21 protein-coding genes are annotated in these 26,569 nt (G+C 59.2%); 13 read left to right on the forward strand and 8 right to left on the reverse strand.

What is annotated here, in order from left to right; genetic code table 11:
- Positions 1–233 precede the first annotated feature (233 nt).
- Together F3J08_RS04625 and F3J08_RS04630 are read left to right on the forward strand one after the other, a co-directional pair.
- On the forward strand, positions 234–1,031 hold the full coding sequence (locus F3J08_RS04625) for an ABC transporter permease (RefSeq protein ID WP_240149131.1): 798 nt from the start codon (positions 234–236) through the stop codon (positions 1,029–1,031).
- A 5-nt stretch (positions 1,032–1,036) separates the two neighbouring features.
- Positions 1,037–1,813 carry an ABC transporter ATP-binding protein gene (locus tag F3J08_RS04630; protein ID WP_122040135.1) on the forward strand — a complete coding sequence of 259 codons (777 nt, stop codon included), beginning with the start codon at positions 1,037–1,039 and terminating at the stop codon, positions 1,811–1,813.
- A 110-nt stretch (positions 1,814–1,923) separates the two neighbouring features.
- Here the strand turns inward: F3J08_RS04630 and F3J08_RS04635 are convergent, their stop codons facing one another.
- Complete coding sequence (locus F3J08_RS04635) at positions 1,924–2,838, reverse strand: class I fructose-bisphosphate aldolase (RefSeq protein WP_122040136.1); 915 nt, start codon at positions 2,836–2,838, stop codon at positions 1,924–1,926.
- A 251-nt stretch (positions 2,839–3,089) separates the two neighbouring features.
- On the opposite strand from F3J08_RS04635, the gene F3J08_RS04640 reads away from it, so the two are divergent.
- Genes F3J08_RS04640 through F3J08_RS04650 form a run of 3 tightly spaced genes read left to right on the forward strand, consistent with a single transcriptional unit; the run spans position 3,090 to position 5,462 of the window.
- The gene (locus F3J08_RS04640) at positions 3,090–4,520 is read left to right on the forward strand and encodes an amidohydrolase family protein (RefSeq protein ID WP_166928601.1); all 1,431 of its coding nucleotides are present in this window, start codon (positions 3,090–3,092) and stop codon (positions 4,518–4,520) included.
- A complete protein-coding gene (locus F3J08_RS04645; RefSeq protein WP_166928602.1) occupies positions 4,517–4,858 on the forward strand; it encodes a hypothetical protein in 342 nt (113 codons plus the stop codon). Before F3J08_RS04640 ends, F3J08_RS04645 begins: the two co-directional genes overlap by 4 nt.
- 13 nt (positions 4,859–4,871) lie before the next feature.
- Positions 4,872–5,462: a molybdenum cofactor guanylyltransferase gene (locus F3J08_RS04650; RefSeq protein WP_166928603.1), complete on the forward strand. Its 591-nt coding sequence runs from the start codon at positions 4,872–4,874 to the stop codon at positions 5,460–5,462.
- On the opposite strand, the gene F3J08_RS04655 is transcribed toward F3J08_RS04650, so the two are convergent.
- The 6 genes from F3J08_RS04655 to mntR all read right to left on the reverse strand — a co-directional run bounded on the left by F3J08_RS04655 (position 5,463) and on the right by mntR (position 13,982).
- Positions 5,463–5,957 (reverse strand): nitrate reductase associated protein, encoded by a 495-nt coding sequence (locus F3J08_RS04655; RefSeq protein ID WP_122040140.1) that lies wholly within the window; start codon positions 5,955–5,957, stop codon positions 5,463–5,465. It lies immediately after the preceding gene.
- The gene (fdhD, locus tag F3J08_RS04660) at positions 5,954–6,805 is read right to left on the reverse strand and encodes a formate dehydrogenase accessory sulfurtransferase FdhD (protein WP_083510844.1); all 852 of its coding nucleotides are present in this window, start codon (positions 6,803–6,805) and stop codon (positions 5,954–5,956) included. The genes F3J08_RS04655 and fdhD overlap by 4 nt, the downstream gene beginning before the upstream one ends.
- Positions 6,802–9,081 (reverse strand): FdhF/YdeP family oxidoreductase, encoded by a 2,280-nt coding sequence (locus F3J08_RS04665; RefSeq protein WP_166928604.1) that lies wholly within the window; start codon positions 9,079–9,081, stop codon positions 6,802–6,804. The genes fdhD and F3J08_RS04665 overlap by 4 nt, the downstream gene beginning before the upstream one ends.
- A 135-nt stretch (positions 9,082–9,216) precedes the next feature.
- Positions 9,217–11,211: a TonB-dependent receptor gene (locus tag F3J08_RS04670; protein ID WP_240149150.1), complete on the reverse strand. Its 1,995-nt coding sequence runs from the start codon at positions 11,209–11,211 to the stop codon at positions 9,217–9,219.
- A 484-nt stretch (positions 11,212–11,695) separates the two neighbouring features.
- On the reverse strand, positions 11,696–13,081 hold the full coding sequence (locus tag F3J08_RS04675) for an Nramp family divalent metal transporter (RefSeq protein WP_166928606.1): 1,386 nt from the start codon (positions 13,079–13,081) through the stop codon (positions 11,696–11,698).
- A 448-nt stretch (positions 13,082–13,529) separates the two neighbouring features.
- Positions 13,530–13,982, reverse strand: coding sequence for a manganese-binding transcriptional regulator MntR (gene mntR / locus F3J08_RS04680; RefSeq protein WP_166928684.1), 453 nt, complete (start codon positions 13,980–13,982; stop codon positions 13,530–13,532).
- Positions 13,983–14,362: 380 nt separating this feature from the next.
- Between mntR and F3J08_RS04685 the strand changes: the two genes are divergently transcribed.
- The 8 genes from F3J08_RS04685 to F3J08_RS04720 all read left to right on the forward strand — a co-directional run bounded on the left by F3J08_RS04685 (position 14,363) and on the right by F3J08_RS04720 (position 23,994).
- On the forward strand, positions 14,363–15,322 hold the full coding sequence (locus tag F3J08_RS04685) for a glutaminase (RefSeq protein WP_122040143.1): 960 nt from the start codon (positions 14,363–14,365) through the stop codon (positions 15,320–15,322).
- A 68-nt stretch (positions 15,323–15,390) separates the two neighbouring features.
- Positions 15,391–16,107, forward strand: coding sequence for an acetolactate decarboxylase (locus F3J08_RS04690; protein ID WP_166928607.1), 717 nt, complete (start codon positions 15,391–15,393; stop codon positions 16,105–16,107).
- Between the two features lie 128 nt (positions 16,108–16,235).
- Positions 16,236–17,780 carry a sodium:solute symporter gene (locus tag F3J08_RS04695; protein ID WP_166928608.1) on the forward strand — a complete coding sequence of 515 codons (1,545 nt, stop codon included), beginning with the start codon at positions 16,236–16,238 and terminating at the stop codon, positions 17,778–17,780.
- Positions 17,773–18,717 carry an N-acetylmuramic acid 6-phosphate etherase gene (locus tag F3J08_RS04700; RefSeq protein ID WP_285532280.1) on the forward strand — a complete coding sequence of 315 codons (945 nt, stop codon included), beginning with the start codon at positions 17,773–17,775 and terminating at the stop codon, positions 18,715–18,717. Before F3J08_RS04695 ends, F3J08_RS04700 begins: the two co-directional genes overlap by 8 nt.
- Positions 18,714–19,910, forward strand: a complete 1,197-nt coding sequence (locus F3J08_RS04705) for an anhydro-N-acetylmuramic acid kinase (RefSeq protein ID WP_166928609.1) — start codon at positions 18,714–18,716, stop codon at positions 19,908–19,910. The genes F3J08_RS04700 and F3J08_RS04705 overlap by 4 nt, the downstream gene beginning before the upstream one ends.
- A gap of 143 nt (positions 19,911–20,053) precedes the next feature.
- Positions 20,054–20,197 carry a hypothetical protein gene (locus tag F3J08_RS04710; protein ID WP_023979983.1) on the forward strand — a complete coding sequence of 48 codons (144 nt, stop codon included), beginning with the start codon at positions 20,054–20,056 and terminating at the stop codon, positions 20,195–20,197.
- Positions 20,198–20,505: 308 nt separating this feature from the next.
- Entirely contained in the window at positions 20,506–22,872 is a 2,367-nt protein-coding gene (locus F3J08_RS04715; protein WP_240149132.1) for a TonB-dependent receptor, read from the forward strand.
- A 99-nt stretch (positions 22,873–22,971) separates the two neighbouring features.
- On the forward strand, positions 22,972–23,994 hold the full coding sequence (locus tag F3J08_RS04720; protein ID WP_166928611.1) for an L-idonate 5-dehydrogenase: 1,023 nt from the start codon (positions 22,972–22,974) through the stop codon (positions 23,992–23,994).
- A gap of 11 nt (positions 23,995–24,005) precedes the next feature.
- On the opposite strand, the gene F3J08_RS04725 is transcribed toward F3J08_RS04720, so the two are convergent.
- Positions 24,006–26,429 carry a TonB-dependent receptor domain-containing protein gene (locus tag F3J08_RS04725; RefSeq protein WP_166928612.1) on the reverse strand — a complete coding sequence of 808 codons (2,424 nt, stop codon included), beginning with the start codon at positions 26,427–26,429 and terminating at the stop codon, positions 24,006–24,008.
- Between the last annotated feature and the right edge of the window lie 140 nt (positions 26,430–26,569).

Consider the following 26,569-nt stretch of genomic DNA (forward strand, 5'->3'; position numbering starts at 1 on the left):
CTGATGCAACCGAGCGTGATCCGTAATGTGGGGCGAGAATGAGGCAAAACTACGGAGTGCAGCAAGAGAAAGGAAGCCAAAAGTGGCGTTATCGTGCTGCCCTGGATGATTTGGCCCGGTCTATCGCGCTGCAGTTGCGAAACCGAGTCTGATCCGCTACGCGAATTGTCCAGCGCGTCATGTGTTTTCAGGCGCTTGTCCCAAAAGAGACTGTCAGCAATTCCCGGAGAGACATGAGCCAGCGTCGTTATGCCCTCGCATGGGAGGATATACTATCAGGGCTGCGTATGTGGCGACTGGCAGCTACTCTTGGTTGGACTGATATACGACTGCGTTACCGCGGTTCGGTGCTTGGCCCGTTCTGGCTCACCCTTTCTGCCCTTATCATGATTGCTTCAATGGGGGTGATCTATGCTCGTCTGTTCCATATGGTGCTACGAGATTATCTGCCTTTCCTGTCGCTTTCTCTCGCACTCTGGCAAGTTGGCCTGTCGAGTCTGCTGACCGAGTCCTGCACCTGCTTCGTTGAAGCAGAAGGAACCATTCACGCGATGAAGCTGCCTTACACGCTTCATGCCATCAGGCTGCTGGTGCGCAATCTTATCGTGTTTGCTCATAGCATCATCGTGCCGATCGGGGTTTTTGTTCTCTACGGTGTCTGGCCGGGGCTGATCAGTCTCGCTGCATTGCCCGGGCTCGTACTGTGGGCTCTGAACGGCTATGCGGCATGCCTGCTCCTGGGTGCCTTCTGCGCACGTTTCCGCGACATAACGTCTGTTGTCGGGGCCTTCATGCAGATCGCTTTTTATGTCACCCCGATCATCTGGCAACCCAGCCAGCTGGGACCGCGCGGCCGGTACCTGATTTTCAATCCATTCTACGATCTTCTCGAGCTGGTGCGTGGCCCGATTCTGGGGCTCCTTCCCGGTCTGGACGTCATCACCGTTTCCTGCGGTGTCAGCCTCGTCTGGTGTCTGCTTGGCTTTCTGACATTCGTCAGAACGCGTGAGCGTCTTGCATTCTGGGTGTAAGAGCGATGTCCTCCATTACTCTCAAGGATTACTCCCTGATTTATCCCATGTTCCATGGGAGTGCGCGCTCGTTCAAGAAGAGCCTGTTCAAAGGCGTCCGACAAAAGATCCAGAATCGCCAGGCCGTTGGTGGCAGCATCATCAGCCAGGATGACACGACAATCATTGTGGCGCTGGATGCCATTTCGCTCACGATTGCATCTGGGGAACGTGTCGGACTGATCGGGCATAACGGGGCTGGGAAGTCTACCCTTCTGCGGGCGCTCGCCGGAATCTACGAATCCTCGATCGGCCAGTTCGACGTCACGGGAGAGGTCCACGCACTTCTCAGCCCACAGGCCGGGATGAATACGGAACTCACTGGCCGGGAGAACATCCGCTTGTATGCCCGTGTGCTGGGCATGACTGCGCAGGCAACCGTGGCGCTCGAAAAGGACGTCGAGGCATTCGCCGAACTGGGAGCTTTTCTGGATCTCCCCGTCAGGCATTACTCTTCGGGTATGGCCATCCGCCTGGGCTTCGGGCTCGCAACATCACCCCGCCCCGAGATCCTCCTCATGGATGAATGGTTCATGGCGGGTGACAGCCATTTCCAGGAGAAAGCGCGAGAAAGACTGACGCGCCTGATCGAATACGTTCGCATTCTTGTGGTCACGTCGCACTCTCTGCCCATCCTGCAAAAATGGTGCACGCGGATCATCTGGATGGAGGGGGGGCGGATCCGGATGGACGGGCCACCTGACCTGGTCATTGCCGCCTACGAGGCTGCAGGACAGGGCTAGCAATGACCTGCCCCCAGGATGTCGCCGGGGGCAGGAATGATCCCGCTTGGGGATTGTGTATCAGTGAAGCGCCCCGTCGGAAAACGATGGCGCACACTGCATTCAATAAGTCAGCTCTTGAAAATGCCAGTGATGGTCGAGAGGAGCGACAGAGCCTCCTCACGCGGGCGCTGGAAAGTATTGCGGCCGATGATCGAGCCAAACCCGCCGCCAGCATGGATGCCACGGATGGTGTCCAGCAGGGCCTCGGTGCTCTCATGCTCACCACCCGAGAAGATCACGATGCGGCGCCCTGCGAAGGTTGACTGCACAACGTGGCGTACACGGGCTTCCATGGTCGAGATGTCGATCTTCTGATCGAGATAGACCTTTTTGGCTGCCGGCAAGGAAAGCGCGTCTGTCGGCGGTTTGACCTTGATGATGTGCGCTCCACATTCGGCGGCCATATGCGCTGCATAGGCGCAGATATCGATAGCGGTTTCACCGGCCTTGTCGAGCATTGGGCCGCGAGGGTAGCTCCAGACGATGACGACGAGACCAGCGGCCTTTGCCTCCTGGGCCAGCTCACGCAGTTCGTTCATCTGATCGAAGCAGTATTCGCTACCCGGATAGATGGTGAAGCCGATTGCCGAGCAGCCCAGACGCAGGGCATCGGCAACCGTACCAGTGACGGCCTGGTTCTTCTCTGTCGCCAGAGAGTTCGAGCTGTTGCATTTGAGGATAAGCGGCAGCTGACCGGCAAAGGTCGAAGCACCTGCCTCAAGCATCCCGAGGGGGGCGGCGAAGGCATTCAGTCCGGCCTCGATCGCCAGCGAAAAATGATAATGCGGGTCATAGGCCGGAGGGTTGGCCGCGAAGGAGCGGGCAGGTCCGTGTTCGAACCCCTGATCGACGGGCAGAATGACAAGTTTGCCGGTGCCAGCCAGAACGCCCGTATTCATCAGGCGGACAAGATTGGCCTTGGTGCCGGGATTATCTGACTCGTAATTGGCAAGAATCGCTTTGACCTGCGGCGTAAGTGACATGCAACGCTCCTGTTTTACTGTCATGCCCGTCATTTTTGAGCTTCCGGGCGACCATCATACCGCTGTTTAACTGACGCGAGGGCGCTCCGTTTCTTTTGCAGCGCCAACAAGTCTTCACAGATGCGATATCGTTTTCACGGGCGATGGATCCTGTGCCGCTTTGCAGCGTTCGGGAGGTGGCTTCGAACGGCCTGTATGCCACCCGGATTGTCGCGGCGTGGCGGGTCTTGGAATGCGATAAAGGAGCTTTCATGCGATATTCCGGTCAGGCCCCGCTATCACCGGTCAGGCGCAGTCGGCTCGCGGTTCCAGCGTTCTCCCTCATCGCAGCCCTTGGCGTTTCGATCGCTAGCGGCGAACCGGCACGAGCCGAGCCGGTTGCGCTGATTCACGCGCGTGTTGTCGATGGCACAGGCGCACCGGCACGCACGGATCTTGCGATGGTGGTCGATCATGGCCAGATCATCGGCCTGGCCACGACACCGCCTGCGGGGGTCAGGATTATCGACTTGCAGGGCAGGACGATCATGCCTGCGCTGATCAGTGACCACAGTCATGTCGGGCTGGTGGACGGGATGAGCGCCGCTTCGGCCAACTACACACGCGCCAATATCCTGGCAGCGCTCAACCAGTATATGCGCTACGGGGTCCTGACCGTGACGGCGCTCGGATTGAACAAATCTCCCCTGTTCGATCAGCTGCGTCACGAGCAGCATGAAGGGGCCAATGAGGGGGCCGATCTTTTCGGTGTCGATCAGGGTATCGGCGCGCCTGCCGGGATGCCGCCCGAAGCCATGATTGACGGCATGGGGCGTGACCAGATTTTCCGCCCGTCCACCCCGCAACAGGCAAGACAGGCTGTGGACCGGATGGCTGATGAGGGGACGGATTTCGTCAAGATCTGGCTCGATGATCTGCGTCTGACCAATCCGGGCAAACCGCCCTTGCCGCTGCTCGGCGCGTCTGTCTGGGATGCGGCCATCAAGGAGGCTCACCGGCGTCACCTGCGCGTGGCGGTCCATATCCATGATCTGGATCTCGCCCGAACGGCCCTGCAGCATGGGGCCGATATTCTGGCGCATGGTGTGCGGGACAAGCCGGTCGACCAGGGCTTCATCACCCAGATCAGATCCACCGGAGCCTGGTATATCCCGACATTGTCGCTGGATGAGTCGACCTATTATTTTGCCGAGCATCCGGAGACACTGGGGCAGCCCGTGGCACATGATGCCATGTCACCGGCCCTTCGCGATAGGATCGCCGATGAACAATGGCGCAAGGATAGTCTGGCGAAGCCTTCGGTCGGCGCGGCACGCGCCGCATTGGCAATGAATGAACGCAACGTTCTCGCCCTGTATCGTGCCGGAGCAAAGATCGGGTTCGGGACTGACTCCGGAGCGACGCCGCTTCGCCTGCCGGGCTACGCCGAGCATCGCGAGCTTGTCCTGCTGACGCAGTCAGGCCTTACGCCGTTGCAGGCTATCAATCTGGCGACGCAGAAAGCAGCGGCTCTTCTGGGGCTGCAGGATCGTGGCGTGTTGGCTGTCGGGAAACGAGCTGACTTCCTCGTCATTGACGGCGCGCCAGACCGCACCATATCTGACATCGACCTGATTTCTCAGGTCTGGCAGCGCGGCAAGCCGGTCTCGGACGGGCTCGTCATCAAAGGGAAGACACCATGATTCGTCATTTCGGGTCAAAGCGTATTCTGGGGGTAGCCCTTTCGGCGCTCTCTCTTGCTGCCCCCTCGCTCGCGTTCGCGCAGCAAGGCCCGGCACCCCACCGCTATGCGGACGGGACTGGCAACAACATGATTGAGCAGCTGAATTCCTCCCAGCTGAACAACAACTACAAGGGGCCTTATTACAACCGCGGAGAGGCACCGCCGCCGTTCAGGCCCGTGCAGATGCAGCCACCGCCGCCACCCCCACCCCCGGTACGCCCGCACAGGCATCATTATCATCCGCACCCGGTACCGCCCAGACCCATGCAACCTGTTCCCCCCGGCGGTCCACGCTGAGCAGGTGCTGCCCATGACCCCTGCCGTCATTCTGGCAGGGGGACAAGGCAGTCGGTTGGGGTATCGGGACAAGGCGCTCATTCCAGCCGGGGAGGGGGCTTTGCTCGATCAGCTCCTTGACAGGTTACGGCCACAGGTCGGTCCGGTTGCGCTCTCGACACGACGCGACTGCGAAACTGCCTATGGCCGTGATCTGCCGCTGCTTCAGGATCGATACACCGGGGCCGGTCCGCTCTCCGGCGTGCTCGCGGCACTTGAATGGGCACAGGGTCTTGGCAGGTCGGTCGTTCTGACCGTACCGGTCGATACAGCTTTTGTCCCGAACGATCTGGTGAAACGGCTGGACGTGTCGCCCTGTTGTGCCATGAGCCGAGGACGCATCCATCCTCTCGTTGCGCTCTGGCCTGTATCGTCTCTGCCCCTGTTGGATGACTACCTGAGCGCGGGCGTGACATCGGGCGATCACCGTCAGCTTGCCGTCTGGAACTTTGCACGACGCATCGATATGACCCCCATCCCCTTTGATGATGAGGGGCCGGATCCGTTCTTCAACGTCAATACGCCGGATGATCTGCTGGCTTTGACAACGCTTCTTGAAGCGTGATTACGCGGGCTCAGTCATCAACAGGCCGAACTCACGCAATGCCGGAACAAAATTCTCATTTTCATGGCGTGAGCGGGCAAGCTTGACCAAGGCAAAGCGTTGCAGCGATGTCAGCGTTCCCCACGCCTCAGGTGTTGGCGGTGAGACCCTATCTGAAGCGGCCTGCTGAAGAACACAGTCAGGAATCGCCGCGCTATCACGCCAGAGATGATCCTCATTTGCGGGGAGGGGCTTTGGTGGCGCGTCACAGCGTTGCGCGATAAGGGACAGAAGATGAGCATGATAGCGGCTTTGCTCGTCTGGTGTAATGCAGGCGCGTTCCAGCAATTCACGACGTTCGTCCGGAAGAAACTGGCTCCATTGGCGCAGGCTTAGCTTGATACCTGTCAGATCGAGCTTCATTCGCACACACATCGGTATGCAACGTAACGATCCTGCAAAATCCTGCTCGAAACCGAAAATTCCCTGTGAGGCCGGTGAGGAGTTGGGTGTCATGTGGTCATCATTTCCAGAGTTTCGGGTCTGACAAGGCGATGGCCGCCGCAGAATACAGAGAAGCGGTCCCGCCGCGCATTGCCGATCAGGGTCATATCTGCCTTGCGGGCAATCTGGATGGCGCGATCGGTTGGAGAGGAGACCGCTACCAGTGTCGAGATACCCAGGGTCAGTGCCTTTTCAACCATTTCGTATGAGCAACGGCTGGTCAGCAGGCAAAAGCCTCGCCCCGGATCCCTTGGTGACTGGCTTAGTATGCCGATCAGCTTGTCCAAAGCGTTATGGCGCCCGACATCCTCACGCACGTAATGGATGATACCATCAGGTGAAGCCCAGGCCGCAGCATGCACCATATGCACTTGCTGGTTCAGGACTTGCTGGTCTGGCAGGGCATTGAGCGCCGCACGTATGGATGACACCGGAATACTATGCGCGGGAAGGCTCGGTGTTGCAGTGGCAATATCGTCAAGCGAGGTCACGCCACAAAGCCCGCATGAACTGCCTCCGGTCAGCAGGCGCTGACCCCGACGGATCAACCGGCTGAAATCGGCACCGGTGATGCGTATATGCGCTGTAAGCTGCTCTTCATGACGTTCGATATGGCAGGAGATCATATCGCTCGGTGCAGCGATGATCTTCTCGGTAAGCACGAAACCGAGCACGAAATCATGCAGGTCAAGCGGTGTGACCATCATGACGGCATGAACATGGAATTCATTGAAAATCAGGGTGAGCGGTATCTCTTCGGCAATGCCAAGCTCAATCCGCTCCTGAACGCCCTCGGGGCCGATTTCGATGGCGTGGCGCAGCACATGGGCTGCTGCAAGACTATCCGGTCTCGTGGTCATGATGTCCCCTCCGCGAGGAAAACACGCACCGGGATCGATTTGGCAGCGGGTGTGCCACTGATCTCGTCGAAATGGTTGAGAGGCAACAAGGGGTTGAGTTCGGGATAGTAGCCCGCAATTGCGCCACGCGGCATGGGATAGGCCACCGCCACGAGGTCGTTCACGCGGCGATGGATGCCGTCTGTCGAGATCGTTTCCAGACTGACGACCATTTCCTGCGTAATGCCGCGCTCTTCCATGTCCTCATCATTCATGAACACGACCATGCGGGTGTTGTAGATGCCCCGATAGCGATCATTCATGCTGTAAATGGTCGTGTTGAACTGGTCATGAGAGCGTATGGTGGAAAGACGCAACATGTCAGGATCATCGACCGCATCATCGACGGCGAGGCCCGGAAAGAGCAAGAACTGCGCCTTTCCAGTCGGGGTTTTCCACGCGCGACGACGGGGCGGAATGTCGAGATGAAACCCCTGCGGGTTGCGTATGCGGGCGTTGAAATCAGCATAGATGTCGGGATAGACCGCCGCAATCCTGTCGCGGATCAGACTGTAATCAGTCGGGAACAATGCCCATGGGATGGTGCTGTCCGGCAGGGTGGCCTGCGCCATGCCACAGACAATGGCGACTTCCGAAAGCAGGTCCGGGCTGGCGGGCTCGAGCACGCCGCGCGAGGCAGTCACATTCGACATGGCGTCTTCGATCGTCACGAACTGTTCGCCGGTCGCCTGACGGTCGATCTCCGAGCGGGCCACGACCGGCAGGATGAGCGCATCGCGCCCATGGACGATATGGCCTCTGTTGAGTTTGGTCGCGATACCCACGGTCAGGTCCAGACGACGCATGGCCTCATAGGCGCGCGGTGTGTCCGGGATGGCATGCACGAAATTGCCGCCCATGCCGATAAAGACGCGGGCCGTACCGGCAAGCATCGCCTCGACCGAATCAGCAGCATGATGGCCATGATCCCGCGGAGGCTCGAAACCAAAGACATCGCGCAGTCGGTCGAGATAGACCTGACTCGGCTTTTCATCAATGCCGACGGTGCGATCGCCCTGAACGTTGGAATGGCCCCTGATCGGGGCAATTCCTGCGCCTTTCTTGCCAAAATTGCCCCGCAGCATGAGAAAGGCCGCAATCTGCTGGATCATGCGGGCACCCTGCTGATGCTGGGTAATGCCCATGCCAAAGCAGATGATCGTGGCATTCGATCGCGCATAGATGTCGGCTGCGCGCTCGATCTGGGCCTTGTCGATGCCAGCAATACGCTCGATTTCCGCCCAGTCCTGCTGCATCACCTCCTGGCGCAGGGCCTCGAAACCTTCGGTATGGGTGGTGATGAAGTCATGATCCAGCACGCTCTCGCCTGCCTGATCCCGCTCGAACAATGCCTTCATCATGCCCTTGAAGAAAGCGAGATCACCGCCGATCCGGATATGGACAAATTCGGTCGCAATCGCTGTCGATCCCCCGGTTGCCATCTGCACGGCATCCTGCGGCTCCGTGAAGCGTATCAGGGCGCGCTCCGGCATGGGGTTGACCACAACGATCGGCACGTTGCGTTTGCGGGCATGGGCCAGAAGCCCCATCATGCGTGGTGAATTGGTGCCGGTATTCTGCCCGATAATGAAAATAGCCTCGGCATGGTCGAAATCATCCATGACCACGGTGCCCTTGCCGATGCCAATGGCACCCGGAAGGCCGCGACTTGTCGGCTCATGGCACATGTTGGAGCAGTCGGGAAAATTGTTCGTGCCATAGGCCCGCACAAAGACGGAATAGAGAAACGCCGCCTCGTTCGAGGTTCGTCCCGAGGTGTAGAATTCGGCCTGATGTGGCGAGGCAAGGCCCCGCAGATGCTGCCCGATCAGGGCGAAGGCTTCGGGCCAGCTGCACGGAACATAGTGATCCGTCTGTGCATCATAGCGCATGGGTTCCGTCAGGCGCCCCTGTTCCTCAAGCCAGTAATCGCTCTGTGCGGCAAGATCGCTGGCGCTGTACTGCGCAAAAAATTCCCGTGTGACGCGTCGCTTGGTGGCCTCAACCGCCAGACCCTTCACACCGTTCTCGCAAAACTCGATCTTCTTGTGCCGCGTGGGGTCCGGAAAGGCACAGCTCGGACATTTGAAGCCGCCCGGCTGGTTCATGGCCAGAAGCGCCCGCGACCCTTTGCCCACCACGCTCTGCTCCAGCAGAGCCTTGGCCGTTGCCTTGACCGCACCCCAGCCACCCGCAGGATGGTGATAAGGGCGATAAACGGTCTTGCTTTCGGACATGGACGGGTCTCCGATGAGGGGGCAGAACCTCACCTTAAACGCATGAACCTTGCCAGCGTCGAAATCGCGGTCTCATTTCTGCGTGAGGGGGTGCAGGATAGCCCTCACGCTGCAGTCCCGGCGTTGCTGATCAGTTCAGAAACTGCTGACCATGGAGAAGAACATGCCCCGCCGCTGGCCGTACTGGGCCTGGGTTACACCCACGCCGCTGCCGTCACGGAGCTGGTAACGATGGTCGAACAGATTGACCACATCGGCCCTGACCTTGAGGGAATGTCCAACCGGCACCTTCGTGAAGGTATGGGCGTAGCCAATGTTGAAAATGGCGTAGGCTGGCTGCTTCTCAAGATTGGCAAAGCCGCTGCGCAGGCCGTAGCCATACAGGAAATCGAGATAGGCCATATCATGCCTGTTGGCATAGGAAACCCCGGCTGAAGAGGTGAACTCCCCCTGATGATCGAGCTGTATGCCGTGACGCTGGATATAGGCCAGTTCTGCTGCCTCGAACTGATACTGCGCCGAATTGATGTCCTTCGCCCAGGTCTTGACGAAGGAGAAATTGCCATAGACCGACCAACCTCTGTGACGCCATGAATTGCCGATTTCCGCCCCGTAAACGCGGCCGCGGCGATAACTGAACGGTGCAAGAATGACCGCGCGCCCGAACTGCCCCAGATCGCCCTGGTCATGTGCCCATTTGCCAAAAGCATCGATCGTGATCTGATAGTCGCGCGTGACATGCTGAAGAATGCCGACATCAACGTAATGCGATTTCTCGACCCGTGTGGGTGTGTTCAGCATCGTATCGGGCGCATTGGTCGTGCCCGCGAATTTCTGAAGCGTCGCATCCGATATGTATTGCGGCGAGGGCGGCGCGAAGTAACGGGAATAGCCGAAATGTACCGTGGTCGAGGGGCTGGCTTTCCAGACCATATTGGCACGCGGGCTGACCTGTCCCTCGCTATTGAAAGACGAGGCAAAGCGGTCATAACGCAACCCGTAATTGAACGTCAGGCGCGGCGTGATATGAAATTCATCCTGGATATAGGCCCCGGCCTCGACGGCCCAGTTTCCGCTATGATCGATGATGCGCCTCGGGTCGATCGTGCTTTGGGCACCGGTCTCATCAACAGGAAAGGCCAGCGTGTCGGTATCGAGCTTTTCTGAGGTATATTGCGCGAGCAGGCCAAAGCGCAGCACGTGATGGGGGGCAATATCGTAGGAATTGTCGATTTGCAGACCGCCCGTGGTGAAATCGTTCACTTCGTGCTGCGATATGCCTGAAAAAGCGAGATCCCTGTTCGGGTCATTGCGATAGCCGATGCGTCCGTAGCGGAAATAGGGCGAGATCTGCAGGTTCGATTTCTCTGTGCTGCGCTGATAGGACATCACGGCATAGTAGTTCTGCTCGCTTTGGCCGTCGCGCAACAGACGCGACTGGATGTCCGGATCATCGGGCGCAATGGTGGAGGACTGATAGAGGATGGGCAGGGCGGTTGTGTTGGGTAGCTCGAAATCGGCGTAGGAAGCGCTGGTCAGGAAACTCAGCCGGCTTTCATCGTCAATCTGATAGGCGGCATAACCGAAGGCCTTGCCCTGCTGGGTCGTGTCATGCGTGGCGCGAAAGCTGTTCGTCGGGTTTTCAATGCCGATGTCGTTCCGGTTGTAGGAGGCCGTCACGAAGTAGTCCCACCGGCCCTTCGATCCTCCCAGTTGCAGCGACGGAATGAACGTGTTGTAGCTCCCGCCATAGAGTGAGACCTGGTTCTCCCTCAGCGTTGCGCCACTCTTGGTCTTGACGTCGATGACGCCCGACGTGCGAAAACCGAACTGGGCGGGTAGCGTGCCTGTCAGCAGGTCCACCGACTGGATGATACGACTATCGAGTTCCTGCCCGAAGCCGTTCAGCCCCTCAGGCAACAGAACGCCGTTCACGCGATAGGTGAGGCCGCCATGCTCGCCACGCACATGCACCTCGCCATAGCTGTCCATCACGACACCGGGGAGCCGGAGCAGGATCTGGCTGAATGCGGCGTTTTCACCTCCCGGAGTGACCTGTATCTGCCGCTGGTCGATGCCATAGGAAACCGCCCCCAACCCCGGTGCGAGACGGCCACGGGCCTGATCCATATGGGCAGTGACAGTAATTTCCTCCCGATGCGGGGGAGGGGCGGCACTTGCCACGGCAGGCTCGCTGCCTGCTTTCGACGGCTTTGCCCTGTCCTTTGACGTCGCAACAGATTGGCGGCCTGCATGCGTGGCAGACGGTGCCGGGCGATCCCGATGCGCAGGCGGTTCCGGCGGTGATGCCAATGGGGATTTTCGCACGGGATCGGCAAGGGTTGTACCCGACATAAGAAGGAGGGCCGTCGGCAGGCCAACCCAGAACGCAGGGCGGCGAAAAAAGCCTGCATTATGAGTGAGTGCTCTACTAAATCCCATATACTCACTATTATAGCATTTGCTAACTTCAAAATCGAGACGAGGCATGAAAGGGTCCTGAGCAGGGTTGAGAGGCCAATAGACGAATGGAGGCGGTAAGACGCGGGATTGCCGAGGCGTCATGGCTCGCTGCGTTGCAGGCTGCGCCATGACGCTGCGGAAAGTGCCGGACTCAGCTCATGAGCGTATCGTAGAGCAGCTTGAAGTTGAGCAGCAGGATCACGCCAGCGACGCCCCAGGAGAGCAGCTTCATGGGTATGCCAATCGTGAATTGACCCATCTTGCGCTTGTCAGAAACGAACATCACGAGCGGGATGACCGCAAAGGGTAGCTGCAGCGACAGGACGACCTGGCTGAAAATCAGCAACGTGCCCACGCCATGATTGCCATAGAGTGCCGTGACCACCACGACGGGCAGAATGGCGAGGCCGCGTGTGACGAGGCGCCGGGCCCAATGGGGCAGGCCAAGATGGAGAAACCCCTCCATCACGATCTGCCCGGCGAGTGTGCCGGTCACCGTAGAGTTGGTGCCCGCAGCGAGAAGCGCGACCGCAAACAGGGTCGAGGCCATACCCATGCCCAGAATGGGTGAAAGCAGGCGATAGGCGTCCTCGATTTCCGCCACGTCCTGATGGCCGGTATTATGAAAAGCGGCGGCCGAAACGATCAGAATGGCGGCATTGATGAAAAGCGCCAGCATGAGCGCCACTGTGCTGTCGAGTGTTGCCCATCGCAGGGCCTCACGCCGCCCGGTCTCGGTACGCGGGTAATCACGGGTCTGCACGATGGATGAGTGCAGATAGAGATTATGCGGCATGACCGTCGCGCCGATGATACCGATCGCGATATAAAGCATGGCGGGATGCGTGACGATTTCAGCCCGTGGGATGAAACCGGCTAGCACTTCGGCCACAGGGGGGGCTGCCGCCACGATCTGCGCTGTAAAACACAGGGCGATGATGCTTAAAAGCGCGATGATGAAGGCTTCGAGATAGCGAAAGCCCCGATTCATCAGAAACAGGACGATCAGCGCGTCAAAGGCAGAAATCAGCGCGCCTGCCAGTAGCGGAATATGGAACAGGAGTTGCAGGGCTACGGCTGTGCCGATTACCTCGGCCAGATCGCAGGCAATGATCGCAAGCTCGCAGGTGAGCCAGAGCACGAGATTGAGAGCGGGCGGAAAATGGTCACGACAGGCCTGCGCCAGGTCGCGTCCGGTGACGATGCCCAGACGCGCTGCAAGGGCCTGAAGGAGAATGGCCATCAGGTTGGAGATCATGATGACCGAAAGCAGCGTGTAGCCGAATTGCGCGCCACCCTGCAGATCGGTCGCCCAGTTGCCAGGGTCCATATAGCCCACAGCCACCATGTAGCCCGGACCGACGAAGGAGAGGAAACGACGTATCCAGCCCGACCCTTCCGGCGCAAGACGCACGGATGAGAAAACCTCAGGCAGGCTTTGTCCCTCACTGCCCAATGCGCGGACGAACCGCCGGGCTTTGGGCCCGGGAGGAGCCGGGTCGGGATGCGTCCCGCGAGCAGGTGGAAGAGAGGACATGATGCGTTACTCAAACCCAAGGCTTAGAAATATGCAATATACTATATTCACGAGTGAACGGTTTTGTGGATGCTAACGGTCCTGATGGCGCGAAGTTGACCGGGTATTTCCTCGCGGGTCGATGAGACTGCGAGCGGCAACGTCTGGACCGATCACGCAGCTTCGTCATTGGGAGGAGACAGGCAGAATAGACGGGATACGCGGCGAGCGAAGCGATCTCGTCCGGTAGGGGACGTTGTCAGTTCACTATATTCCCCAGACGAGAGGCAGGGTTTCTCTACCGTGTCAGGGCGGTTGCACTGCGAGCGACGCGCGGACTGCAGAAGGGGGAGAATGTTCGTTCAGCCGATCTGCCGCCCAAGGCTGCCGCGGGCGGTGAAGACACGCGTGCGATGACAGGAGCGCTGGCGCTACCGCGTTCCCATTGCAGGGTTGCCAGAAAGCGTGGTCAGGGCCGGGGGGATGGCGTCATGAAGGCGGTCAGGCCTGCTTCCAGCGCCTTGTGGAAAGCGGCCAGGGTCTCGTCACTGACATAATGCTCGATCCCCTCGGCATCGACCCGCACCGTTTCTTCGCTGATACCCAGAGCACGGAGGAAATTCTCGACAATCTGGTGACGGTTCTTGGCCTGATTGGCGATATCCTGCCCCATTTCGGTCAGGAACACGCCGCGATAGGGGCGGCGATGCACGTAGCCCTCATTGGCAAGGCGGGTGAGCATCTTGGCGACTGTTGGCTGTGAAACCCCCAGGCGGGTTGCGATATCCACCTGCCGCGCCTCATGGCCTTCAGCCAGAAGATCGGCAATGAGTTCCACATAGTCTTCTATCAAGGCATTGCGCCGCGCCGCCCGATTGAGACGAAAGCCTTCGGACTGCGTGTCGATATCGGGCAGGGTCATGTCACCTGCGCCGCTATCAGGCAGACCCGGCAAGGCAAACGCCTTCTCGCCCGGCTTTACATCCGCCTTCCCGCCTGCATCCTTACCCGATCGTGTCTTGCCGCCATTCATGGATTTCTCATCGCAGATTAGGCGGGCAAGCTCAACCGTGGCGCCCATACGGCACAGTCAGAAAAGAGGCGGTGTCATAGGGCCATAGCCGTCCTGTCATCACGTCACGGTGCCTGACCGCGACCCGCCTGATCCGGCATTGTGCGCCGCCCTCGTGCATGTCATGTCTCTGGCCTCAGCCGGCTGTTTGGACCGGGTGATGAAGGGCCGATGTCTCGTGACGAAGGTGGGCCCCACGACGGAACAGGAAAAGGCAGGAAGGACAGGACATGGCCGATCTCGACAGCATCGTTGCCGAAATCGCGCGTGACATGCAGATGATTACCGAGCGTGGCCATGTGGCAGATTACATCCCGCCGCTTGCCTGCGTCGATCCTGCCAAATTCGGTATCGCGGTCATTGACGCAGGGGGCACCGCTCATGTGGCGGGCGATGCGGATGAAGCCTTCTCGATCCAGAGTCTCTCCAAGGTATTCGGCCTGACCCTCGCCCTCACGCTGGAGGGAAGCGAACTCTGGAGCCGCGTGCGTCAGGAGCCTTCGGGAAGTGCCTTCAACTCGATTGTCCAGCTGGAGAGCGAGCACGGTATTCCCCGCAATCCGTTCATCAATGCCGGGGCCATCGTCATTTCCGATATTCTGGTCTCCCGGCTGGGGCGTCTGGGTGCGCGTCAGGCGTTGCTCGATTTTGCGCTTTCGCAGTCCGGCGCGCCAGAGGGGCTGCATATTGACGAGAACATGGCCCGCCAGGAGCGCGATACGGGGTTTCGCAATGCCGCCCTCGCCAATTACATGCGTACTTTCGGCAATATCAGAAATCCGATCGAGGACACGCTCGATCTGTATTTCCACCAATGCGCCCTTACCATGTCCTGCCGTCAACTGGCTGAAATCGGTTGTTATCTCATGACGGGCGGGGTGGATCTGCGCTCCGGCCGGATGATCACCTCTGTGCCCGATGCCCGTACCACCATGGCCCTTATGATGATGTGCGGCCATTATGACGGGTCTGGTGCCTTTGCCATCCGGGTGGGGTTGCCGGGCAAATCCGGCGTGGGCGGCGGTATTCTGGCCATTGCGCCCGGGCTGGCTTCGGTCGCGGTGTGGTCGCCAGGGCTGAACAGCCAGGGAAATTCCCTGCTGGGAACGCTCGCGCTTGAGCGTCTGGTGCAGCGAACCGGCTGGTCGGTGTTCAACCCGTTCCCCCTCTCGGTTCAGACCATTCCCTGATTCACGCGTTAGGTCTGACAGAATAGCGCTGCGAAGTGGCGCTGACGAATGGAAGGAGAGCAACCGTCGTGAGCCGTATTACCCAGTTTTCGACCATCGGGGCCCTGATGGCCGGACATCTGCAGGCCGAGCAGAAAATCGCATCGCTATGCGCCTGCCACGAGACCGGGTTCGGTCTCGGTTGCTCTGCCGGGCTCAATGGCGAACTCACGATCTGCGATGGCCGTGTTTATGAAGCAACGGCGGGTGAGCCCTTGCATGAGCTGCCGCAACGCGACGCAGTCCCTTTCGTGCAGGTCACGGCGTTTCGGCCTCAGTTTCAGGCCGAGGTCGAGAACATCACCCATGAGACGGCCTATGACAGGCTGTGCACCCTGATCGCGCCCGATAATATCTTTATGGCGGTCAGCGTGACGGGGCTGTTCGACCATCTCGTGCTTCGTCGCCCCCAGCGCGCCGCAGGCGAGAGCGATCAGCATCGCGATGTTGAGGCTGTTGCCGCGAGCCAGAAAATCGACAGGTTCGAGGGGATAAGGGGCCGATTGATCGGTTTCTGGACGCCCGCCCTGTTCGGTCGCATTTCTGTTCCCGGCTTTCATTTCCATTTTCTCGACGATGAACGCCAGATAAGCGGGCATGTGCTGGAATTTGCCGCCCGTCATGCAACGCTCAGCGCGGAGGAAAAACCGACCATCGAGATTACCAACCCGCAAAGCGACTCGTTCCGGCATCGAACCATCGAGACGGACAAGCTCGATGACATGATCCACCGTATCGAGAAATAACCCGCCCCGGGCCACGGGATGCAGGGCCGGACAGGCTGAACTGGCACAAAGCTCAGGCCGCGTGCTTGCCATGATGGTGTTCTTCGCCATCATGGGCATTTATTCGCCTTTCTGCCGGGTCCGACGCCATGCATCCGCTCGATCGTCTTGTCATCCTGCTCTATTTCGCAGGGCTTTGTTTCCTGGTCTGGCGTGTCAGCCGCCGCTCTGCAGGGTCGTCGCGGGATTTTCTCTCCGCGCATCATGACCTGCCCTGGTGGTCCCTGTGTCTCTCCCTTGTGGCGACCGAGACATCGACCCTGACATTCATCAGCATCCCGGGTATCGGCTATACGCAGGGGATGGTTTTTCTCGGTATCGCCGGGGGATATTTCATCGGGCGTGGCCTGGTCGCCCTGTGGTTTCTGCCGCGTTATGTCGAGGGCTCGATGACGAGCGCCTACACCGTGCTGGGTGCCCGTTACGGGGCCCCCATGCAGCGTCTGGCGTCCGGTGCATTTCTGGTCACGCGTTTCATGGCCGAGAGTATCCGCCTGCTTGCCGGGGCTTTGCCCATCGTCTGGCTGTTCACGCAAAGCGGGTTGCCTGTGGGCCGCTGGAGCGTCCTGTCCGCCATTCTGGTTTTCACGTTGTTCTACACAATTCTTGGCGGGCTTCGTGCGGTTGTGTGGTCAGACGCGATCCAGCTTGGCATCTACGGTTTCGGAGCCGTGTTCTGCGTGGTGTATGTCTGGCTCGGCATGGCAGGGCATGGTGTAGCAGGGCAGGGCTGGTCCATGGCCGTTCAGTCAGGCAAGCTCGCGGTCTTTCATCCCCTGACCGCACAGAACTGGCTCGGTGACCCCTTCACCCTCGCCGCCTCCCTTTTTGGCGGGGCTGTGCTTTCCATTGCTTCTCACGGCACGGACCAGCTCATGGTGCAGCGTATTCTGGCAGCGCGTTCATTGCGGGAAGCCCGCATGGCCCTGATTGGCAGCGCTGTTGTGGTGGCGGCCCTGTTCGGGCTTCTCTCCCTTCTCGGGGTTCAGCTCTGGGTTGCCCGCGCAGGGCGCAGCCTTGCTGTGGATCATATGATGTCCTCCGACGCGCTTTTTCCTCATTTCATGATTGAAGCGTTACCCGCCGGGATTGCCGGTCTGCTTATCGCCGGGGTGCTGAGCGCCACGATGGGGTCGCTCTCTTCCACACTCAACGCGATGGCCGGGGCAAGCCTGACTGATTTCGGTCCGAGGCCCCGTCGCTGGATCGAACAGGCGATGCACCATATCGGCTATCGGCCCGGCCCGCTCTCTGCGCCACGCTTCATGACCCTTTTATGGGGGGCTGTGCTGCTTGTCGGGGCGGCCCTGTTCACGATGGGAAGCAAATCGGCGGTTGTTCTGGGGCTTACCATCGCCGGGTGGTCCTATGGGCCGACACTGGGAGCGTTTCTTTGCGCGCTGTTTTTGCCCGGCCTCGGGGCTCGGGCGGTTATGGCAGGATATGTCGCATCCCTTGCTTGCATGGCGCTGGTACTGATCGTTGGCCAGTTGCGTGGTGTCGCGATTGCCTTTTCATGGCTTGTGCCACTGGGCATCCTGTTTCACCTTGGTGCCGCGGGGCTGTATCGCGCTTTGGCGGGACAGCGCGCCGCTCGCCCAGAAGCTGCCAGTCAGGAGCCCCAACGTGACTGAAACACCGTCAGATATCCTTCCGCAGAAGCACGCTGTGGAGAAACTCCAGACGGAGCAGCAGGACCCGCGCTACGCAACGATCGAGCTTTGGCCAACGGCAACGATCCTCGATGCGCTGGCTGAAGCGCAGATGGCGGCCACGGCGCTTGTCCGGGCGGCTGTTCCATCGCTTGAAGCGGTCGTTGAGGCGGCCCTGCCGCGTTTACGGCGGGGAGGAAGGCTCTTTTATGTCGGTGCCGGCACGGCGGGCCGGGTGGGTATGCAGGACGGGGTGGAACTGACCCCCACCTATGGTTGGCCGCCGGAGAAGCTGGTGATGCTGCTGGCTGGAGGCAGTGCCGCCGTATCGCAGGCTGCCGAGGGTGCCGAAGATGATGAGCAGGCGGCCTGTGCGGAGATGGACGCCAATCATGTAGGGCCCGATGATGTAGTGTTCGGTATCGCGGCGAGCGGCAACACGCCTTACAGCTGCGCGGCGCTCGGTTTCGCGCGCAGCAAGGGCGCGCTTACCATTGGCATAAGTTGCGTGGCAGAGGGTCGCCTGCTGCGTGAGGCCGAGCTTGGCATTGCACTGCCAACAGGAGCCGAAGCGGTCGCAGGCTCGACACGGCTCAAGGCAGGGACGGCGCAGAAAGCAGCGCTCAACCTGCTCTCAACCACGCTCATGATCCGTCTCGGGCATGTCTATCAGGGGCTGATGGTGGATATGCGTGTCACCAACGCCAAGCTGGCGCGGCGTGCGATCGGCATGGTGCGTCGCATTGCCGGGGGAACCGACGCGGAGATCGGGAATGCGCTGAAACAGGCCGATGGCAACGTCAAACGCGCTGTGCTGCTCCGTCACGGCATGACGCTCGAGGAGGCCGAACTCGCCCTGAGGACGCATGGGGGTGATCTGCATGCCATACTGGGCCGCAAGACAGAGACCGGCTCATGATCTCGTCCCGACAGGATGACGGGCCCCCAACGGGGCATGACGGCAGATATGAAGGCACGGGCAGATTTCTGCGCGTGATCGGTCTGATGAGCGGTACATCGCTCGATGGGGTGGATGCCGCCCTGATCGAGACGGATGGCGTGAGCGTACGGTATCGCGGCGCTGCGGTTAGTGTGCCCTATGAGGCCTCATTGCGTGAGCGTGTTTATGCCCTGTTCGGCCGGGCATCCGCCTTTGCCGGTGAGACGCTCGACGCCCTGCCGAAAGAATTCGGGGCGGTCGAACGCGAACTGACCGATGCCCATGTGCGGGCCGTGCAGCAGGTGCTGAAGCAGGAAGGCACGGCCGATCTTGTCGGGTTTCATGGCCAGACACTGTATCACGCGCCGGAACGGGGGCGGACATGGCAGATGGGTGATGCCTCTCGTCTGTCCCATCTGACCGGGCTGCCGGTTATCCATGATTTTCGTTCGGCCGATGTGGCGGCAGGCGGGCAGGGTGCCCCTTTGGCGCCTTGGTATCATGCTGCCTGCCTAGGCAATATGCAGGGGCCGGTGGCGATCCTGAATATCGGCGGCGTGGCCAATGTCACCTTCGTCGGGGCGGATGGGGCCATTCTGGCAGGTGACACTGGCCCGGGGAACGCGCTGCTCGATGACTGGGCCCTGCGCCATACAGGCGTGGCGTGCGACCGGGATGGCGCTCTGTCGCGTGCGGGGCAGGTCGATCAGGCTATTCTGGCCAGTCTGATGGCCGATCCTTTTTTCGCACGGCCCCTGCCCAAATCGCTGGATCGGCAGGCTTTTGCGATGGCGCTGGAGCGCGTGTCGGGCCTGGGGGCAGAGGATGGCGCGGCGACCCTTGTGGCCTTCACGGTTCGTAGTATCGCTCAAAGCGCCCTGCCGGAGGTGCCGCGTGGCTGGTTTGTGTGCGGGGGCGGGCGTCACAATCCGTCGATCATGCAGGCGCTCGGCCAGGCTTTGCCGGGCACGGTCGCGGCAGTAGAAGCGCTGGGGTGGAACGGCGATATGGTCGAGGCCGAGTGCTTTGCCTTTCTTGCCATGCGCAGCTTGCGCGGCTTGCCGCTTTCATCGCCCGGCATCACAGGGGCGCCCGGTTTCGGCTCGGGGGGCAGGCTGACCTGTTCAGCCCTTGTGCCCTCGTCGATTCTTCGAGGGACTTTCGCCCGCTGAAGGTGTTTCGGGGGCGGGTCTGCATGTTCTCTCAACGTATCAGTCCCGCCATCCCCAAGGCGTGATGCGGATCCCGGCTGACCCCGATTGACACTCTGTGCAGGGTGGTGCGTTGATGAACTGTAACAACGGATGGACCGAGCATGGGCAAATTGATGGCATTTCTGGTGGGCGCACTCGCTCTCACTTCCTGTAACGGGATCGATCATGCGGCATGCGCCAATGATCCGACGGCCACCTCCTATCAGGTGACGAGCGCAAAATCGGTTCTGCACACCTGCAACTGACCCAGCATTTCCCGGCTGGCCGGCGTTCGCGCAGGCTGCCGGCCTTGCTTCAGCCGGTCTTCATGATCAGCGGCGCAACTCTGACCGTACCGTGGGTCACAAGACTGGAGATGCGATGATTTCTCGCTATTGTCAGTAGAAATTCACGTCGCTGAAATATTAACAAATCAGACCAAAAATAGTCATCAAACTATAGTTTGATACGCGGGAACCCCTCGCACAAAGTGCCGCCCGATATCGCAAGCGTAACGACACGCATGCCGTCACAGTATCGGAACCGGGTTATGTCGCGTCCTATTTCCTGCAAAATGGCTTCTCTGCTCGCGTCTGGCGCTCTTGTGGCACTGCTTCCGCCGCGACCCGCCTGGGCTGTGCATCATGCCCCCCACTCGCCGCATAAGGGCATGCCTGTCAGTTCAGGCACACGGCCTGCGGCAAGCCGGGCCAAACGGCATGAGCCGGTAAAGGGCCAGGATGAAAACGTCAGTGTCTCAGGGCGCCGTGCCGTTCTGGGGGGCGGCTTGATGGCGCGGCAGACCGTTGCGCGTTCGATCAGTACGGTGACGCAGGAATATATCGCGAGGCAATCGCCGCTGGTCAATCCGGGCGTGCTGGTCTCCAGCCTGCCGGGCGTACAGGGAAATAACGAGGGACCGCTCAGCACGAGCTCGGAGACAGTTCATATCCGTGGTCTCGACCAGACCCAGATCGGCATGATCTATGAAGGCATGCCATTGGCTGATCCCTTCACCTATAGCGCTTACACATCGGCGATGGTGGATAACGAGGATCTGGCGAATGTCTCGGTCAGCCAGGGATCATCGGACCTTACGGCGCCAACCTATAATGCCGATGGCGCCCAGATGACCATGAGCCTGCGTCATCCCTCGGACCATTTCGCTCTATACGCCGAAGGCTCAGGTGGAACGCACAGCACCAACAAGGAATTTGTACGCGTCGATACGGGCGAGCTGGGCCATAGCGGTGTGACTGGTTTCGTTTCCGGCTCATATTCCAGCGGCAATCTGTGGCGTGGCCCCGGAAGCCTCTATCGCTGGCATCTGGACGCAGCGCTTTTGAAACACTGGACGCCCAAAAGCAGCTCCGAGGTCATTTTTGGATATAATTATGCGAACCAGACGGAGTGGGTCTATCCCAATCTCGCGCAATGGCATCAATATGGTACGGGCTATAATACGCATGGCCAGTATACACCGGGAGACACGCTGTATTACAAGCTGAATACCAAGGCCACCAATGCCGTGGTCGGCACCATCAAGAATCATTTCGATCTGGGGAGCGGTTGGTCGCTCGATGCCCAGCCCTACGCCGTTGAGACTTATGGCCCTAACAATTATGGCGCCAATATCCCTGTGACGAACGGGTATCGGGGTACCGAAAAATATGCTGTTCTGGATGGCTATACGCCGCAATCCGGCACGATCACGGCCATCAGTATTCACCCCTGGGTGCAGACCTCAAGCGGGCTGAACATGATCGCTGCCTGGCACCGTGGCATCAATACGCTGAAATTCTCCTACTGGTATTCCTATGCCGTTCATACCGAGTTTCAGAACCATTATCCGGTGAATGCCATGGGGCAGTACACGCAGAATAACGGCTACCTGACTGTAGGTGGAAAAGCGGTCACCCAGTATGACATCAACGGCTTCCAGCAGCTCAACGCGCTCGGTATCGAGGATCAGATCAAGCTGTTTCATGATCGCCTGACCATTGATGCGGGTTTACGCGCCAATATGATCTCGCGCCAGTTCACTGAAGATCTACCCGGATCGACCCCGTACAAATCGATCAAGAACATGTTCATCCCTACGCCGCAGGTGCTCATCAGCTATCAGATCGACCCCGACAACCAGATCTATGTGAACGGCACCACAGGTTATCGCGCCCCCTCATCGTTTCAGGCGCAGGTGCCGGTCTATACCTTCACGACGCCCGTAGCTGTCACGCAGCCTCTGGCAAATTTCACACCCGAATACATGATTGGCGAGGAAATTGGCTTCCGGCATTATGGGCCGGTCATGCTGAGTGTGGCGGGCTTCAACTACAATCTCACCCATCACCAGATCAGTTCTGTCTCCTATATTCCTGGGACCAGCATTCTCACCTCGCAACCTATCGATGCCGGGGGTGAATCAGCGCAGGGCGTGCAGGCTGAGCTTTCGACCCGTCCCTGGCATCATTTCAGCGCCTATGCCTCGGGCCAGTACATGCACACCCGTATCGGCAATAATATCGCCTATATGGGCGACATTCTGCCCACCAAGGGGAAGCAGGAGGTGGCTTCTCCCAAATTTCTCGGGGCGCTCGGACTGACCTTCGATGACGGCACGACATTCGGCAATTTCAATTTCCGTTACTCCGACTCCCAGTATTCAACCCTCATGAACGATCAGGGCATCCCGTCCTATTTCACGGCCGATGCCTCGATCGGCCGTTATCTGCCCCGCTTCGGGCATGTAAGACCCAAGGCGATGCTCAGCCTGATGAATATCGGCGATGTGCATTATCTGTCATCCATCACAGGTTTCACGCCGAGCGCTGCGAGCCGGATCAAGGGGCTGGGGGGCAAGACGCTTGTCGGGTCTCAGCCCGCCTATGCCGTAGGGACCGGCTTTGCAGCCATCGCGACCGTGTCTGCTACCTTTGAGTGAAAGGCAGACAGAACACGGCGATGTGAGAGCCTGCATGCGGAACATGCAGCCTGTCGTAGCCTTTCTTTTGGCAATCATTGCGAAAGGTTGTTCCGACCCATGAGCCAGGCTCTCATTATCCACGCGCCCCATGATCTGCGCCTTGAGACATTCGAGACGCAGCCCCTCCAGGACGGTGAAGTCATGGTGCGGGTCGAGGCAGGGGGTATCTGCGGTTCGGACCTGCATTACTATCATCACGGCGGCTTTGGCGCGGTGCGCATCAGGCACAAGATGGTGCTTGGCCATGAAGTGGCTGGGCGCATTGCGCAAAAGGCACCGGATGTGCAGGGGCTCGAAATCGGTGATGTCGTGGCCGTCAATCCGGGTCTGGCCTGCGGCCATTGCGCCATGTGTCTGGCTGGACTGTCCAATCACTGCACCGATATGCGGTTTTATGGCAGTGCCATGCGCAACCCGCATGTAGATGGTGCCTTCAGGCGGGACCTTGTCTGCAAGGCCGTTCAATGCGTCAGGGGGCATCACAAATCACCTGCCGATCTCGCTCTGGCCGAGCCCTTCGCCGTTGCGCTCCACGCTGTCAGACGGGCGGGCGCACTGCTTGGTAAAAAGGTACTGATCACGGGGGCAGGGCCGATCGGAACACTCGTGGCGGTTGCAGCCCGACTGAATGGTGCGAGGCGGGTGATTGTGACCGATATCCTCTCCGAGCCGCTCGCAATAGCGCGCAAGGCTGGCGCAGATGAGGTGATCAACGGGCGGGAAGAGCCTGATGCGCTGGCGGCGCTCAAGGGGCAGGTGGATGTGATGATCGAGTGCTCAGGCAATGAGCAGGCGCTCAGAAACGGCATTGATCTGATGAGCCCTTGCGGGACGATCGTTCAGCTTGGTCTTGGGGATGATGTGACTCTGCCGCAAAGCCGTATCGTGGCGGGCGAGCTGAACTGGGTGGGGTCATTCCGGTTCCGTGAGGAGTTTGCCCTTGCAGTCGAACTCATCGATAGCGGCAGGGCCGACCTCTCTGCCCTCGTCACGCACCGCTTCGCGCTCGAGAGAGCGAGAGAGGCATTCGATCTGGCCTCGAACCGCAAGGAGGCCATGAAAGTGCTTCTCACGCTCTAGGCTTGATCCCCTCAGAAGGCTGCGGCGATCGACCCGATGAACTGCCTGGGCGATGCGACAAAGAGATTGCTGTTGTTATCGCCCGACACCGATGCCGCGCCATACACGCCACCGATGTAATTCTTGTCAAAGAGGTTGGTGACGCCAAAGCTTGCCTTGAAATGTTCGGCAAAGCCGATACGGCCGAAATCATGAGCGAGAGTCAGATTGGCGAGCCAGTAGGACGGAATGCTCAGATCATTGAGAAATGTCATGGGTCGTGAGCTGATGTAGTTCACGTTGAAGTTAAACTGTGTCGCACGCCATGTGTAGGCCAGATTGGCCTTGTACATATAGGCTGGATAATACACCTGACGCTTGCCCTTCAGGCTATAGATCTGACCGCCGTAATTAATGCCCGTTCCCTGATAGCGCGCATTGTTCCAGCTGAAGCTGTTGGTGATTTCGAGCCCCTTGACCGGGCGGATGGCACCGAGGATATCGACCCCATCCATGGTTTCGCGGCCGACATTCATATAGGCATTACGCGTGTTGTTCGACGTCCCTTCGGTAATCGAAGCCAGACGATTATAGTAGTCTGTGTGATAGTAATCGACTGTGCCGGTGAAAAATCTGGTGTCGTAGCGATAGCCCACGACGTAATTCCAGGTTCGCTCGGGCTTGAGGATTTTCTTGTTCGCGTCAAACACCTGTTGCGCGGGCTGCGAGGCATTGCCCAGCCCACCCCAGGCCGTGCCGGAAGCGACCTGCGAGTAGTAGTCATAGGCGCGCAGGTTTTCGGCAATATCCCAGTAGATCTCATGATGATCGAGGAAATGGTAATCGAAGCTGAAATGGGGCAGGAAGGCGCCTGATGCCGTCAGGGAGCCACTGGCAGGGCGTCGATAATACGTGTTCCAGCCCTCGGCCTTGAGTTGTTGCGTATAGTCATTTTTCGTGCCGCCATGCGTGGTCTGGGTGAGTGATTTGAAACCCGCCAGAAGCGTCATACCCCTGATGATGGTCCAGCGATCCTGCAGGAAGAACTGGAAACTGTTCGAGTTGTAAGTGTCCTCGAACCACGTGGCCCCTGTTCCCTGCCTGAGATCGGACATCATGTTGTGGGCGCTGGTTGGGGTGTCCTCGTACAGGCGTGCGTTGTAGATCCAGCGATTGTTTTCATACCAGAGCCCACCCTCGACGAGATTATGATGCGGCGCTTCGTAGGAAAGCTTCTGCGTAAAGCCGACGCGCTGCATGCCGGCATGGGCCCGTTGCAGCGCCATGGGAACACCACTCACCGTACCATCCGCCAGAAGCATGGGCACACCGTAGCTTGGTGACGTCACGAAATTATTCGTGCCGCCATAAACGCCGCTGGCCACATTGCCATAGGCTACCGTGTCAGAATGCAGGCGCGTAGAGATATCGAAATGACCGTTGACCGAGGACAGGTAGCTACGCTGGATCTGGGAGCCATCCCATGCGTAATTCCCCACCTCGCTGTTGGAGAGAACGCCCTCATAGCCGGGCGGCACATCATCGGTGAACTGGGCATAATAGGCCCAGAGCTTCGCCTTTTCGTAATCGGGTTTGAGGTAGGTGGTATCGCGCCCGAGACGCTCCCACATGTTTTTCGTCAGGCTCAGATAATTGGCCTGGGTGAAATTGCCGAACCCGAAGAACCCGGTAATCTTGCCGTGGTCTCCCACAGGCTGCACGAGTTTGGCATCGGCCTGCAATTCGCGCTGATAGCCTTCGCCCTTCCAGAGTTTGCTCTCGGTGCGGGCAAAGGACGCATAGAATTTCGTACCACTCGGGTTGAGGATACCGCTATCGGCCCTTCCATAGGTGCGAAAGGCGTTATAACTGCCAAAGCTCTGACTCACCCGACCGTCGGCCTTGTCTGCAGGATCGGAGGATGTGTACGTCATGGCGGCGCCCAAAAGCTGCCCCGAGAACGTATCAAGTGAGCCTGCGCCTTGCGAGATGGTCATCCCCGCCAGATCATCCTGAATCATGGCCTGGGTGATCGATACCCCGTTCTGGTTGGTAAAGCCCTGCGTGCCGAGCGGTATGCCGTCAAGCGTTGCGCCGATCTGTGTCTGCGTGAAGCCGCGCACGTAAAAGGTATTGGCGGCGGTATCGAGGCCGAAAGCATCGGACGACGTGAAATTGGCCCCTGGTGTAGTGAGAGAAAGGACCTGCATCGGGTTCGTGCCGGGAATGAAACGATCCATGACGCTGCGCGAGATCGCGACTTCGGCAGCATGGCTGCGCAGGCGCTTGCCGCTGACAGAGATCGACTCTTTCTGCGCAGGGACGGCCAAGGCAGCAGTCTTTCTGGCCGTTACGGGTGTCTTCTTGCGTGCCGAAACGGATTTTTCCGCCTTCTGGCCGGCGTGAGACGCAGCCATGACAAGAGCAGGATTGCAGCCGAGAGATACGAATACCATGAGGAAAGCGCCAGAACGGAGTCTGTTGTCTGGTATCATCACTTTCCATCGACGCATGATCGCTTTTTCCGTAATCAGTTTCTTTCTGATTACGATAAAATGACGATATCGAAATGGTCAATCGCTTTTTGTTACGGGAA

It is taken from the genome of Asaia sp. As-1742 (assembly GCF_011753235.1).
GTDB classification, from domain to species: Bacteria; Pseudomonadota; Alphaproteobacteria; order Acetobacterales; family Acetobacteraceae; genus Asaia; species Asaia bogorensis_B.